The 13,705-nt window shown below is 43.3% G+C and carries 11 protein-coding genes; 3 read left to right on the forward strand and 8 right to left on the reverse strand.

The features are described from left to right. Positions 1 to 607: 607 nt before the first annotated feature. Positions 608 to 2,035 (reverse strand): cytochrome c oxidase accessory protein CcoG, encoded by a 1,428-nt coding sequence (ccoG, locus tag BW947_RS16625; RefSeq protein ID WP_076501630.1) that lies wholly within the window; start codon positions 2,033 to 2,035, stop codon positions 608 to 610. A gap of 91 nt (positions 2,036 to 2,126) precedes the next feature. On the opposite strand from ccoG, the gene BW947_RS16630 reads away from it, so the two are divergent. The 3 genes from BW947_RS16630 to BW947_RS16640 all read left to right on the forward strand — a co-directional run bounded on the left by BW947_RS16630 (position 2,127) and on the right by BW947_RS16640 (position 3,895). Beyond that, on the forward strand, positions 2,127 to 2,477 hold the full coding sequence (locus BW947_RS16630; RefSeq protein ID WP_076501632.1) for a hypothetical protein: 351 nt from the start codon (positions 2,127 to 2,129) through the stop codon (positions 2,475 to 2,477). A 122-nt stretch (positions 2,478 to 2,599) separates the two neighbouring features. Further along, a complete protein-coding gene (locus BW947_RS16635) occupies positions 2,600 to 3,505 on the forward strand; it encodes a 1,4-dihydroxy-2-naphthoyl-CoA synthase (protein WP_076501758.1) in 906 nt (301 codons plus the stop codon). Positions 3,506 to 3,691: 186 nt separating this feature from the next. Next, complete coding sequence (locus tag BW947_RS16640) at positions 3,692 to 3,895, forward strand: DUF2061 domain-containing protein (RefSeq protein WP_076501634.1); 204 nt, start codon at positions 3,692 to 3,694, stop codon at positions 3,893 to 3,895. A 101-nt stretch (positions 3,896 to 3,996) separates the two neighbouring features. On the opposite strand, the gene glmS is transcribed toward BW947_RS16640, so the two are convergent. From glmS to atpG, 7 genes are all read right to left on the reverse strand, one after another. After that, a complete protein-coding gene (glmS, locus tag BW947_RS16645; protein WP_076501636.1) occupies positions 3,997 to 5,826 on the reverse strand; it encodes a glutamine--fructose-6-phosphate transaminase (isomerizing) in 1,830 nt (609 codons plus the stop codon). Between the two features lie 47 nt (positions 5,827 to 5,873). After that, a complete protein-coding gene (locus BW947_RS16650) occupies positions 5,874 to 6,647 on the reverse strand; it encodes a DeoR/GlpR family DNA-binding transcription regulator (protein ID WP_076501638.1) in 774 nt (257 codons plus the stop codon). A 198-nt stretch (positions 6,648 to 6,845) separates the two neighbouring features. After that, positions 6,846 to 8,957 (reverse strand): TonB-dependent siderophore receptor, encoded by a 2,112-nt coding sequence (locus BW947_RS16655; RefSeq protein ID WP_076501640.1) that lies wholly within the window; start codon positions 8,955 to 8,957, stop codon positions 6,846 to 6,848. 255 nt (positions 8,958 to 9,212) lie between these two features. Continuing rightward, positions 9,213 to 10,577, reverse strand: coding sequence for a bifunctional UDP-N-acetylglucosamine diphosphorylase/glucosamine-1-phosphate N-acetyltransferase GlmU (gene glmU / locus BW947_RS16660; RefSeq protein ID WP_076501642.1), 1,365 nt, complete (start codon positions 10,575 to 10,577; stop codon positions 9,213 to 9,215). Positions 10,578 to 10,929: 352 nt separating this feature from the next. Further along, on the reverse strand, positions 10,930 to 11,358 hold the full coding sequence (locus BW947_RS16665) for a F0F1 ATP synthase subunit epsilon (protein WP_076501644.1): 429 nt from the start codon (positions 11,356 to 11,358) through the stop codon (positions 10,930 to 10,932). 36 nt (positions 11,359 to 11,394) lie between these two features. Next, complete coding sequence (gene atpD, locus BW947_RS16670; protein WP_076501646.1) at positions 11,395 to 12,786, reverse strand: F0F1 ATP synthase subunit beta; 1,392 nt, start codon at positions 12,784 to 12,786, stop codon at positions 11,395 to 11,397. Between the two features lie 35 nt (positions 12,787 to 12,821). Next, positions 12,822 to 13,682, reverse strand: coding sequence for a F0F1 ATP synthase subunit gamma (gene atpG, locus BW947_RS16675; protein ID WP_076501648.1), 861 nt, complete (start codon positions 13,680 to 13,682; stop codon positions 12,822 to 12,824). Positions 13,683 to 13,705: the final 23 nt, after the last annotated feature.

Below are 13,705 nucleotides of genomic sequence, written 5' to 3' on the forward strand. Positions count from 1 at the left end.
ATAAGAAGCCAATCAGCGGCTCAATGAATTCTGATTTTTTTGTTTCCACATCCTTATAAAGGAAGCAGAAACAAACTGTACATATTGCTATGAACACTCATTGTTACATTGATTTAAATTTTTGACTGCCAACCCGAAGGCTAAGCAGTTTCGATTAACTCAACACCTGTGAGTGTCCACACAGATTTCTTGTTTTATATTGTTAAAGAGCAACTCAATCTCATCAGAGAATCTGAGTACCACGCTGAGCATCAAATGCTTCCAGGTGGCTAGGGCTGCGTATTCTACGCATTTCCCATTGTGCGTCAAGGAGTTTTTTACAACTTCTTGCTGCTGTTGAATTAAGTGCCATTCTCAACAGAGAGTAACCTGTTCAATTCAACCTCACTCGCCGTATCGCTTACGCGCATCGTCGTGTCAGTGGATGCGCATTATAGGCAGCAGGAGATTTTGTGCAAGAGCTTTTCGTGAGAAAATTATGTTTCACCGTTTAGACGTTTATTTATCAAACGATACGCATAAAAAAGGGGCTAAAAAGCCCCTTTTTTATATGTCTTAGGTCAATATGTGCGAGTTACTAATATCAAACTCGTACTAAAGACGGTATTTATGGACTAAAGAAGCGAGATTCTTGTTCAACCACGACCTCTTGTCCATCAACATGAGTTTTTACTTGTATCGCTATGTTGGTCACTGAGCGAGAAAGCTCAACTGGATCGATACCAATACTAATAGGTAAGGTTAATACTTCGCCCGCTGCAATAGTGACGGATGTCGGTCCATACCATTTATAGTTATTTAAGCCTTCAACACTCATAGTGTATTCATGAGACTCTTCGGTCTTGTTAAGAATTTTCAAGGTAAAGGTATTTTCAATCAAACCTTGATTGTTCTCCCTATATAGCTGATTGCGATCTCGAATGATGTCCATACGGACTGGCGCTATGGTCGCACTGGCGTATAAGAAGACTAATATCATCACCGTTAGCACCACACCATAACCAATCAGTTTAGGTCGTAGTACTTTTTCTTTTATACCTTCTAACTTGTTCTCGGTGGTATAGCTGATGAGTCCTTTAGCGTAACCCATGCGATCCATTGTATTATCGCAAGCATCGATACATGCACCACAGTTAATACACTCATACTGTAGGCCGTTGCGGATATCGATCCCCGTAGGGCATACCTGAACACATAAATCACAGTCGATACAATCACCCAGACCTAATTCTTTAGGATCATTTTTACGTGAACGCGGGCCACGCGCCTCACCACGCTTTGTATCATAACCAACTATATAGGTATTCTTATCAAACATGGCCGCTTGGAAACGGGCGTAAGGGCACATGTGAATACACATGATTTCACGCATCCAACCCGCATTACCGTATGTTGCAAGCGTGAAAAACACCACCCAGAAGTAGATACCACCAGAGGCATTAAGCGTAAACACATCTATATAGACTTCACGGCTGGGCACAAAATAGGACACAAAGGTCATTGCCGTCATCAGGGAAAGCAGTATCCAAGCGGTATGTTTAGCCGTTTTTCGCCATATTTTATTAAAACTCCACGGCATTTGGTCAAGCTTAATACGCTTGTTACGTGCTCCTTCGAGCTTTTCTTCAAACCAAATGAACATAAATGTCCATACGGTTTGCGGGCAGGTATATCCACACCAAACCCGACCAAGGTATGTCGTCACAAAAAACAGTGCAAAAGCAGCGATAACAAAAATGGCAGCAAGCAAGGTAAGATCTTGGGGCCAAATGGTTAAACCGAAAACATGAAACTTTTGTTCGCCTAAATTAAACCATACGGCTTGGCGGTTCCCCCATGGGATCCACGGTAAAAGTAGGAAGAATAGCATTGTTATCCAACCCATTCGGCGGCGCACACTCGTCCATAAACCATCAATAGCTCGGACATAAATTCGATTACCAGGGCTAAAGCGATCCGCTTTACTCGCATCTGGTTGATGAATTTTAATTCGATCCGTTTTGGAGTAATCCTTGTTATTTGATTCTGACTTCATCGTTACGGCCTTTTACTGCTTTAATATTGGGCGAAAACTAGCTTATTATACCCATATTATTAATGGTTATTCACTTATGTTGGACTAAAAGATGAAAGGTTGGCTCATATTGGCGCTACTTGCTGGCGCATTATATTACTTATATACAGAAACAGACAAACTGGATGCACCTATTGCCAAGACTGAACTGATGGTAAAAAAAATAGAGGATAAAGTTGATTCTATGACGGGAACAAAAATCATAAAAATCGACCATAAATTGGCCAAGGTAAGAACCGACATCGTCGAGCGTTTATCGACATTAGAACTTAATGCATTTAATCAAATCCCAATGACTCCAGAGTCAATTGCAGACTTTAAAACTAATTATTGCGGCACTATGGCACCTGAACATCCTGTGTTTAGTAAGGACAATCAGCTTTATTTATGTGATCACCTGTAATTATCACTCTTATAGGTAAACAGAATTTAGCTAACACACGCTAAGGTTTAAGCTTAGGTGATTGACCTTATATGTTATTCCGCCTAGCCTTTGAGACATTACAGTACAAAGGCCTATGTATTATGACCCAACAAGTATCAGATATTTTTGATCCCACCCTATGGGATGAAGTCAGTGGATTTAAATTTGACGACATCACCTACCACAGAGCTAAAGCCCATGGCACTGTGCGTATCGCCATAAACCGCCCAGAGTGCCGCAATGCATTTAGACCTAAAACCGTTGATGAATTATTTATCGCTCTCGACGATGCGCGCCAATGGTCAGATGTAGGTTGTGTACTGCTAACAGGTAATGGCCCTTCGGCAAAAGATGGTGGCTGGGCGTTCTGCTCAGGTGGCGATCAACGGATTCGTGGTAAAGATGGCTACAAATACGAAGGCGCCGAAGAAGGTAAAGCCGATCAAGCCAGAATGGGACGCTTACATATATTAGAAGTACAGCGCTTAATTCGCTTTATGCCTAAAGTAGTCATTGCCGTTGTGCCAGGTTGGGCAGTAGGAGGCGGCCATAGTTTACATGTTGTATGTGACTTAACCTTAGCCTCAAAAGAACACGCAATATTTAAACAAACCGATCCCGATGTAGCGAGTTTCGACTCAGGCTATGGCAGCGCTTATTTAGCTAAAATGATCGGCCAAAAGCGTGCCCGAGAAATTTTCTTCTGTGGTTTTAACTACAGCGCTGACGAAGCCTTTGATATGGGAATGGTCAATAAATCCGTTCCCCATGCTGAACTAGAAACCGAAGCGTTAATGTGGGCTAAAGAGATTAACTCTAAATCACCAACCGCCATGCGTATGCTGAAGTACGGCTTTAATATGACTGATGATGGTATGGTCGGTCAGCAATTATTTGCTGGAGAAGCCACACGTTTAGCCTATGCCAGTGCCGAAGCACAGGAAGGGCGTGATGCTTTCCTCGAAAAGCGCGATCAAGATTTTTCAGCTTTCCCTTGGCACTACTAGTTGATTAAAACAACTTGAATTTTCGACTAAACACCCCAAAGTCCTCCACTGTGAGGGCTTTATGTTTTTAAAGTCTGACCAATAGATAAAACCGTTTAAACTAATCTGAAAACACAGCTGTTAATTTTAATGAGAAGCGTTATCATCTAGGTATTCCCTTTGGGAACCAATTTAGAGGATAAGATCATGACTAAGACACTTACTTTTGCCGTACTTCATTTTAGCGTTGCTTTTACCGTAACCTATTTGCTCACTGGCAGTGTGATAATAGGTGGTGCAGTGGCACTAGTAGAACCCGCTATCAACACAGTGGTTTTTTACTTCCATGAAAAAGTATGGAAACGAATTGAGGCAAAAAAGCAACACGAGCTAGATACCATAGCAGCATAAAAGGCTAAGCCACCAGCATTCGTTATTACTGTGAATGAAAAGTCATTATTACTCTAAATAAAAAAACCGCCAACAAGGCGGTTTTTATTTATAAACTATATTTATTCGACAGTTACAGACTTTGCTAGATTACGTGGTTGATCTACGTCAGTACCTTTAATTAATGCAACGTGGTATGACAATAGCTGTAATGGAATGGTATAAATCAGCGGCGCCATAAAGATGTCACAATGTGGCACGGGGATCACTTTCATCGTGTCGTCCGACTCGAACTCGGCATCCACATCGGCAAATACATACATTAAGCCACCACGAGCACGCACTTCTTCGACATTCGATTTAAGCTTTTCTAACAACTCATTGTTTGGCGCAACCACAATTACTGGCATATCGGCATCAATAAGCGCTAATGGGCCGTGTTTTAATTCGCCAGAGGCATAGGCTTCAGCATGAATGTAAGAAATCTCTTTCAGCTTTAACGCGCCTTCCATCGCAATCGGGTATTGATCGCCACGGCCAAGGAATAACGCATGGTGTTTATCGGCAAAATCCTCAGCCAGTTCAGCAATCGCAGCATCTAAGCCTAAAGCTTGTTCCACTTTAGCTGGCATAGATTGTAGGCTTTGAGTGATGTCAGCCTGCATTTGCTCAGACATACCATTGTGGCGACCGATCACCGCAGTCAACATTAATAAACCAGCAAGCTGTACCGTGAACGCTTTAGTGGATGCAACACCAATCTCGGCGCCAGCTTTCATCATGTAAGCCATGTCTGATTCACGTACTAGTGAAGAACCTGGCGCATTACAAATCGTCAATGTGGCTTTGTAACCCATTGCTTTGGCTAAGCGCATGGCCGCTAAGGTATCGGCAGTTTCACCAGACTGTGAAATCGTCACCAACAGGCTATTTGGGAATAAGTGCGACTTGCGATAACGGAACTCAGAGGCAATTTCGACGTTACAAGATACGCCAGCCCAATCTTCTAACCAATAACGCGCCGCCATACCCGCATGGTAGCTAGTACCACAGGCGATGATTTGTACGTGTTTGATATCTTTTAAAAACTCAGCAGCATTATCACCAAAGGCGCTATCTAAAACTTGCTTATTAGCAATGCGGCCTTCGATGGTGCGTGTCAGTGCCAATGGTTGCTCGTAAATCTCTTTTAACATGTAATGGCGATATTCACCTTTATCACCGGCATCGTGTGTCACTTCAGACTCTTTCACTTCACGCTCAACTGCGTTACCGTTTAAGTCGAAAATGCTTACACTGCGGCGAGTGATTTCGGCCACATCACCTTCTTCTAAGAATGCGAATGAGCGAGTCACAGGTAATAGCGCCAGTTGATCAGAGGCGACAAAGTTTTCACCTAGACCAAAACCAATCACTAAAGGACTACCTGATCGAGCTACAATCAAGCGTTCACTGTCGCGGCGATCGAGCACAACAGTTCCATAGGCGCCTTCGAGTTGTTTAACTGTAGCTTGTACGGCAGAAAGCAAAGTGCTGTTAGTTTTCAGCTCATGGTGTACCAAGTGACAAATTACTTCGGTATCTGTATCTGAACTAAAGTGATAGCCTAAACCTTTAAGCATCTCGCGCAGTTTATTATGGTTTTCAATAATACCATTATGCACCACCGCGATATCACCTTCCGATAAATGCGGATGAGCATTACGCTCACTCGGTTCACCGTGGGTTGCCCAGCGAGTGTGCGCGATACCTGTTCCGCCCGCTAATGGATCGGTTTCAAGTGCAGCTGACAGCTCTTGTACTTTGCCAACGCGTCGTGTGCGATTGAGTTCACCATTGTTAATAACGGCAACGCCTGCGGAATCATATCCGCGATATTCTAAGCGGCGTAAGCCTTCTACCAGAATTTCAGCCACATCCCTTTGCGCTACAGCGCCTACGATTCCACACATAGTCTTTACCTATAAATTAAAAATGAAGTTGTTAAGCTATTTTGTACTCACTCGTGAGCGTAGGGCGCTAACAGCACTCGTACGCCCTGATTTGAAATTTGTGTTAGCGTGCTCTCGTCGATACGATCGTCAGTGACCAGCACACTAACTTTGGCCCACGGCAACTCTAAATTGGGGATCCGTTTGCCGATTTTGTCTGAATCGACCATAACGATCACTTCACGGGAAACTTCAGCCATGACTTTGCTTAGGCCAGTTAACTCGTTAAAGGTGGTGGTGCCACGCTTAAGATCGATACCATCGGCACCGATAAACAGTTGGTCAAAGTTATATGAGCGCAACACTTGCTCGGCGACTTGGCCTTGAAAGGATTCTGAATGCGGGTCCCAAGTGCCACCGGTCATCAATAAGGTTGGCTCGTTTTCGAGTTCGTGGATGGCATTGGCAAGGTGCAGCGCATTGGTCATGACCACCAGCCCACGCTTATCGTTCAGTTGTTCAATTAAACCTGAGGTGGTCGTGCCGCTATCGATAATGATGCGATTGTGATCTTTAATCAGCTGCGCTGCGGTTTTCGCAATAGATAATTTATTGGGCGCTATTTTGGCAGAAAATTGTTGGGTGACTTCATCGGGAATCGCAACAGCGCCACCATAGCGGCGCAGTAATAGACCCGTTTTTTCAAGCGTGGCAAGATCTTTACGAATGGTGACTTCTGAGGTTTCAAATCTTAACGATAACTCATCAACGCTCACTTCACCTTGCTCATTTAATATGGTGATAATACTGTGGCGACGTTGTTGTGTGTTTCGTTTATTCATAAAATCTTTCAATTAAGTTTCGATTCGAAAGATGCATTATAATGAAATCGCATTTTTTTACTAGCTTTTTGAAGTGCTATTTCATGCAAAATAGCGCATTTTTCAATCTGAATACCCCAAATTTAGACCAGAGCATACCAACAAAAAAGCCGCTTCCATTAAGGAAGCGGCCTTCATAAGGCTAAATCGGAATAAATATTAGAACTTGGCTTCAACAGCAACGCTAAAGTTACGATCTTGACCGATGGTGACCATTTTATCGCTGCCACCGTCTAAATATTCAGTATCGAATAGGTTTCTAACGTTAGCACGCAGGCTCACATCTTTACCCATGATATCCATAGTGTAGGCGGCACCGATATCAAAACGCACATAACCATCTTTAGTAATGCTGTTATCTGTATTAGCGAAGCGTTCACCAACATAAATGGCACCAAAGTTAAAGGCTAATGCATCTGATAATTCATAACGAGTCCAGATATTAGCCGACCACTCAGGGGCATCAATAGGTGTTTTACCATCTTTGGCATCACCCGTTTGGTATTCAGCATCTAAATACATCATTGATGAAGTCACAAACCAACTATCACCTAACTGACCTTGAGCACCCATTTCAAAACCACGATGCTTTTGCTCGCCGCCTTGCGTCGTAATATCAGTATAATCACCTATTGGTGTGGATAATTTCTCTGAAATTGTGATGTTTTCAAGTGTGATATCAAACACAGCTGCAGTTAACAGTAATCTGTCGTCAAACAATTCCCACTTAGTACCCACTTCATACTGAATACCGTATTCAGGCTGTAAATTTAGATCGTTATTGACATCGAATTCGTTATTAACAGCACCTTGTGGTGTGAAACTTTTTGAATAGTTAACGTAGATATTGCCATTAGCCATTGGCGAGTAAATTACGCCAAACTTAGGCGACACGGCATAACTGTTTTCACCCTCACCGTCTTTCTTTTGTTCGTCGTAACGTACGCCAGCAAGTAGTTTCCATTGATCATTGAGCGTCATTAAATCCTGCAGATAGAAACCATAATACTTATAGGTACTCGCATCGCCTTTAGGCTTTGAATGATAATCCAGATCTGGTTTAACAACAGGCTGACCAGGCGTTACAATTTGGGTTGCACCACGATGAATTTGCTGTTGATAGAAATAATCTACATAGTTAGCACCTATCAGCAGTTGATGTTCCATACCTGCCAGAGCAAATTCACCGGTGAAATCAACATAAGCAGTTTTATGTTGCCAATCATCGTAACGGTCAAATGGCTTAATGCTATAACCATCGGTGAATGGATCGACTGTATATTGCGGTGCGGAATCAAAACGCTGGCGATCAAACTGTTGATCGTTATAACCGCCTTTAACTTTCCAGTTATCACTCATGTGCCAAGTTAAATCTGCACCTAAGTTCGACACAGTATTATCGGTAAAAGCCCAAGGGGCATCCCAAACGGTTTTACGATTGCCAACAACATTACCTTGTTTATCTAACCAACCACCGGCATCAATACCGGCTTTATCTTGAGTATGATCGTATTTAACCGACAACAGTACATCATCGCTTAGGTCAAATTCCACATTGAGATAGCCTAACCAACGGTCGCGCTCTTGATTCTCATCATTAGCGGAATATTCACGCCAGTATTTTGTATCTTGCTTAACCAACACAGTACGATAACGAATACTTTGTGCTTCATTTAAACTACCACCCGCGTCTAGCTGAGCACGAGTAGAACCGTAACCATCGGTATCAAATCCTAAATCGAGCATAGAATCGTAGGTTGGCTTTTTAGTGACCATGTTCACTAAGCCACCAGGGCCAGATTGACCATACAACATACTCGAAGGGCCTTTTAAGACTTCGACCTGCTGTAAGGTTTCGATAGGCTGTACATAGTGAGACCATTGCTGGTGGCCATTAATAAGGTAACCATTGCCAGAATCTAATTCGAAACCACGGATGCTAAAAACTTGACGGTTCCAGCGTGTCGTCCCCGCAGTAACACTTGAGTCATTAACTAACACTTCTGCAAGGTTAGTAGCTAGTTGTTCATCGGTCACAAAGTCTGGGATCACATTGACTGATTGCGGCGTATCCATTAAATCAATATCACCGCGCATAGCACCAGAGGCTGTACCAACTTTATAATCATTAAAAGTGCGGCCAGTGACATTAATTCGTTCAATATTTTCTGCTTTTAGACTTTTATCTGCAGCGGCATCTTCTGCCAAAACAGGCATAGCACTGAGTGCTGCCCATACTGCTAAACCTACACCTGAATACTTAAATGTCATTGCCAACACCTCTAATTAATTTGAAGCCTCATAAATTGCAGGCAATATAAATGAGAAGTGTTTTTATTTATAGTTCTTTACATGAATTTACAATTGCGTGTGATCCATGTCTAACTTATTGAAAAACAACAAAACACTTAACACACCAACATTAATCAGACCTTAAATAAGCGCGGGTAAAACTCTTATTTAAGCAAAGTAAAATCTAAAAAATAAAGCGACATATAGTCGCTTTTGGGGATTAAGTTTTATAAGTTACTTTTTAATTTTTACTGGACGTTGCCAACCCGTAAGGTGTTTTTGTTTAACACGGGTGATCACTAATTCATTTTCAGCCACATTATGAGTAATAGTAGAACCCGCGCCTAAGGTTGCGCCCTTACCAATAGTGACGGGAGCCACCAGCTGGGTATCAGAACCAACAAAAACATTATCTTCAATTACTGTTAGATGTTTATTTGCGCCATCATAGTTACAGGTAATAGTACCCGCACCAATATTCACACCATCACCTATTATCGCGTCACCTAAATAAGCTAAGTGTCCAGCTTTAGAGCCCACACCAATAATAGCTTTCTTCACTTCAACAAAATTACCAATATGCGCATCTTGTTTAAGCTCAGCGCCTGGGCGTAAACGGGCAAATGGGCCAGCACTGGCTGCAACACCCAACTTAGCACCTTCAATAATAGAGTAAGGCTTGATCTCTGCGTTATCAGCAATCTCACAGTCAATCAAAATCGCACCAGCGCCAATGCTGACGTTATTGCCCAGCACCACTTTACCTTCAAATACTACGTTTACATCAATCATCACATCCATACCGACTGTGACATCACCACGAATATCTATACGGTTAGGATCGCGAAGGTTTGCTCCTGCTAACATTAACTTTTCCGCTTCACGGGCTTGGTAAGCACGTTCAAGCTGCGCTAATTGCACGCGGTTATTGGCGCCTTCCACTTCAATCGCCGATTGCGGCTGGGCAGTATCAATAGCCACACCATCGCTATGCGCCATTGCAATAATATCAGTTAGATAATATTCGCCTTGAGCATTATTGTTCGACAAGCGGCTAAGCCAGTCTTTAAGTTGCTTACCGGGGGCGACCATAATGCCGGTGTTGATTTCGTTAATCAGTAATTGCTCAGCACTGGCATCTTTTTGCTCGATAATGCCGACAACTTTGCCATCTTCACGTACAATCCGGCCATAACCCATTGGGTTAGCTAGATTCACCGTTAACACAGCAACACCGTTATCTGGTCGTGCAGCCAATAAGTCTATTAATGTTGATTGCTGGATAAGTGGCACATCACCATAAAGAATAAGCACAGTGTCATCGTCACTGATATTCGGGTTAGCCTGCGCCACCGCATGGCCTGTACCTAACTGCTCTGCCTGTAATACCCATTGCACATCCTGCTCACCGAGCGCGGCTTGCAATTTGTCAGCACCGTAACCATAAACTAATTGAATTGCATCACTACCTAAGTTTTTAGCCGTATCAATAACGTGCTGCACCATGCTTTTATGTGCAATAGGGTGTAAGACCTTAGGAAGATCTGAACGCATCCGAGTTCCCTTGCCTGCCGCTAAGATCACTACGTTTAATGCCATTATCATGTCCTTGAACAAATACCCAAAAGGGTGAAATTATGGTCGTATACCAATCACATTAACTATCTAAGTTGATTTAACTGCATGGCAACGCGCTTTATACTGCGTTTAAGACTTTCGACAGAGCACCACTATGCTTTCAAGCCTTCGCCTTGTCTAAAGTAAGTTAAACTCCCAATAAATAAACAGATATTTAATACGATTGGTATTAGCGGCGCGATTTTAACAAAAAGCACATTGAAAAGCGAAATGGATAGTATGTTAAATAAATCAACACATATAAATATGTGTTGATTTATTTAACATACAAAAAAGGCGACCTTATGGTCGCCTTTTTTCACAAACAATAACCTTATCTGGCAATGTTTTTCTTGATGGTTTCAATAACACGTAATTGAGCCATTGCTTTTGATAGCTCAACCATAGCTGCGTCATAATTGAAATCAGCACCTGCAGTTGCCATATGGGCTTCTGCACGACGCTTAGCTTCTAATGCCGCTTGCTCATCAATATCTTTGGCACGCATAACCACATCAGCCAATACGGAAACTGAAGAGGGTTGTACTTCCAGAATACCACCTGAAAGGTAAAACACTTCTTCACTACCGTCTTGCTTGACGATGCGCGCCATGCCAGGTTTGATATAACTAAGTAAAGGAGCGTGACCATGCATTATGCCCAACTCACCCTCTGAACCAGTCACTTGTAGACTTGCTACACGACCAGAAAAGATGTTGCTCTCAGCGCTTACTATATCAAGATGTACTGTCATGGCTGCCATCCCGTTCTCCTTAAAAAACTAAGTATTACTACTCAGTTATTTCTTTTTGTTCGCTTTCTCGATGACTTCATCGATTGAGCCAACCATGTAGAACGCTTGTTCTGGCAGGTGATCGAACTCACCATTCAGAATACCCTTAAAGCCACGGATAGTGTCTTTAAGAGAAACGTACTTACCAGGAGAACCAGTAAAGACTTCTGCTACGAAGAAAGGCTGAGACAAGAAACGTTCAATCTTACGAGCACGGAATACCATAGTCTTGTCATCATCTGACAATTCATCCATACCCAGAATCGCAATAATGTCTTTCAGCTCTTTGTAACGTTGCAGTACAGTTTGCACGCCGTTAGCAACATCATAATGCTCTTGACCAACAACCAATGGATCTAATTGACGTGAAGTCGAATCCAATGGGTCAACCGCTGGGTAAATACCCAGTGAAGCAATTTGACGTGACAGTACAACAGTCGCATCTAAGTGAGCGAAGGTTGTTGCTGGTGACGGATCGGTCAAGTCATCCGCAGGTACGTATACCGCTTGTACAGAGGTAATAGAACCCGTCTTAGTTGAAGTGATACGTTCTTGCAGAACGCCCATCTCTTCAGCCAATGTTGGTTGATAACCTACCGCAGAAGGCATACGACCTAACAATGCAGATACTTCAGTACCGGCTAAGGTATAACGGTAAATGTTGTCAACGAACAACAATACGTCACGACCTTCGTCACGGAATTTTTCTGCCATTGTCAAACCTGACAGTGCAACGCGCAAACGGTTACCTGGTGGCTCGTTCATCTGACCATAAACCATGGCCACTTTATCGAGAACGCCAGAATCTTTCATCTCGTAGTAGAAGTCGTTACCTTCACGAGTACGTTCACCTACACCGGCGAATACAGAAAGACCCGAGTGGGCTTTAGCGATGTTGTTAATCAGTTCCATCATGTTAACTGTTTTACCAACACCCGCACCACCGAACAAACCGACTTTACCACCCTTAGCAAACGGACAAACAAGGTCGATAACCTTAATACCCGTTTCTAATAGCTCAGTAGAGCTCGATTGATCTTCATATGAAGGCGCTGCACGGTGAATTTCATAACGCTCAACTTCACCGATTGGACCCGCTTCATCAATAGGCTCACCTAATACGTTCATGATACGACCAAGAGTGGCAGTACCAACTGGAACAGAAATAGGTGAACCCGTATTTACGACCTCAAGACCGCGACGCAGACCATCAGAAGAACCCATAGCGATGGTACGGACTACGCCACCACCTAGCTGTTGCTGAACTTCCAGCACCAAACCATTACAAGTGCCTTCACCTGTGATCTTCAGAGCGTCATATACCTGAGGTACAGCATCTTGCGGAAACTCGACGTCCACAACCGCGCCAATCACTTGGACAACAGTACCTGTGCTCATGATTAATCCTCTAAAACTTGTATTCGTTACCTAACCTAAACCGCAGAGGCGCCAGAAACAATTTCCGACAGTTCCTGCGTAATCGCAGACTGACGTGCTTTGTTATAGACCAATTGCAAGTCGTCGATTAGCTCACCAGCGTTGTCTGTTGCGGCCTTCATTGCCACCATACGGGCAGCTTGCTCAGACGCAATATTTTCAACAACACCTTGGTAAACCTGAGATTCTACATAACGAACCAATAACGTATCCAAAAGTGCTTTTGGATCTGGCTCGTAGATATAATCCCAACGATGAGCAATTTCATCGTCTTCCGATTTAGGCAAAGGTAGCAGCTGCTCGATCACAGGAGTCTGCGTCATAGTGTTCACAAATTTGTTAAACACTACATACAGACGATCCAGTTTGCCTTCGTTGTAAGCTTCAAGCATGACACTGACTGTCCCGATCAAGTCTGCGAGCTTTGGAGCATCGCCAAGACCTGAAGCGTGAGCAGACACTTGTCCACCGAAGTTTTTGAAAAACTGAACACTACGTGCACCAATAGGGCAAAATTCAAATTCTGCACCTTGGGCTTTCCAGATTTTCATGTCTGCCATAACCTTTTTGAAAAGGTTAACGTTCAGACCACCACAAAGACCACGGTCGGTTGCCACAACAATGTAACCAACCCGCTTAGCCTCTCGCACCTCCAAATAGGGGTGTTTATACTCGAGAGAACCTTGCGCTACGTGACCGATCACCTTACGCATGCTTTCCGCATATGGACGGCTTGCAGCCATGCGTTCCTGCGCTCTGCGCATTTTGCTGGCTGCCACCATTTCCATGGCGGACGTGATCTTCTGAGTATTTTTAACACTCGCGATCTTGGTTTTAATCTCTTTAGCGCCGGCCATCTCTACTCTCCAATCTGGACCTG

Source organism: Shewanella morhuae, from assembly GCF_900156405.1.
GTDB lineage: Bacteria > Pseudomonadota > Gammaproteobacteria > Enterobacterales > Shewanellaceae > Shewanella > Shewanella morhuae.